This is a genomic window from Salinibacterium sp., assembly GCF_031364185.1.
GTDB lineage: Bacteria > Actinomycetota > Actinomycetes > Actinomycetales > Microbacteriaceae > Rhodoglobus.
Genome location: NZ_JANLVV010000093.1, coordinates 1 through 1,001 on the forward strand (window position 1 = coordinate 1; position 1,001 = coordinate 1,001).

The following is a 1,001-nucleotide window of genomic DNA, read 5'->3' on the forward strand; positions in this document are numbered from 1 at the left end:
TCGAGCACCTCGACGGTGACTCCCTGCTCTCCGACATCGGCGCCGATGAAGAACGCTCCCTCGGGCCGAATCGAAAGGGTAGTGGTCGGGCGACCGCCATCAGAGGGCAGGCTGCCTGTCTCATGGGCGAGTCCCTCGGCCATCAAGTCGGCTATGACGTTGGTCACCGTCGCGGGTGACAACGAGAGCGCACCGGCGAGCTGGCCGCGCGTGGTCTCGCCATTACGAAGCAACTCTCGCAGCACTGCGGAGCGGTTACGCCTACGCAGGTTTCTTGTCGTCGAGTCGGTGGGAGCCATTGTCCAGATCCGTTGGTGGGGGGTAGCCCTTCGCTGTCGAAGGGTTAATTTACGACTTACCGTAACTCGTAATCAAAGTGAATGCAAGCATCAGTATCGGTGATTCTCCTTCGCTGCCATCGCTTCATACTCCTCGGCATAGTCCTGGTGCAACGTCGACCAGTCGACCAGGTTGACGCCGGGGCGCATCCTGCAGGCTCAGGGTGGCGCGCCAAAGACTGCTTGACCACTCCATCAGAGCGGGCGCGGGCGCGAAGTGGCTTAGTGGTGAGCGGCTTGGTAGTGAGCACGCCAAACCGAGTCTTATGGAAAGCGTCTGAACTTATAAACCAAAAGCGCCTGCTTTATAAATCAGTCGAGGTAGCACGAACTGTGTTGTGCGTACCCCCACCTCGTCGACCCGGATGGCACCCAACTGAACCTGATCGAGAAGTAACCGCAGGTCAGCGAAATCTCAGCGCGCAAACGTGACATGGATGACGCCGCTCTCCGCGACCTCCGACGTGACCGTGTAGTCGCGCTCCAGCTCGCGCGTGTCATCCCACAGGCGCATCCCGCGTCCCAGCACGATCGGGGCGATCGCGACGTGAAGGCGGTCCACGAGGCCTGCGGCAAGGAAGTCGCGGGCAACACTCGCTCCCCCGCCGATGCGGACGTCAGACCCACCGGCCAGCTCCCGCCCCCACGCGAGAGCCTTCTGCG

General features: G+C 61.8%; 2 protein-coding genes. Both read right to left on the bottom strand.

From position 1 onward, the window contains the following. On the bottom strand, nt 1–299 hold a 299-nt coding region (locus tag RMN95_RS04565), incomplete at its 3' end, for a winged helix-turn-helix domain-containing protein (protein WP_309615771.1). 454 nt (nt 300–753) lie between these two features. Then, nucleotides 754–1,001: dihydrofolate reductase family protein (locus RMN95_RS04570; protein WP_309615772.1), on the bottom strand; the 248-nt coding region annotated here is incomplete at its 5' end.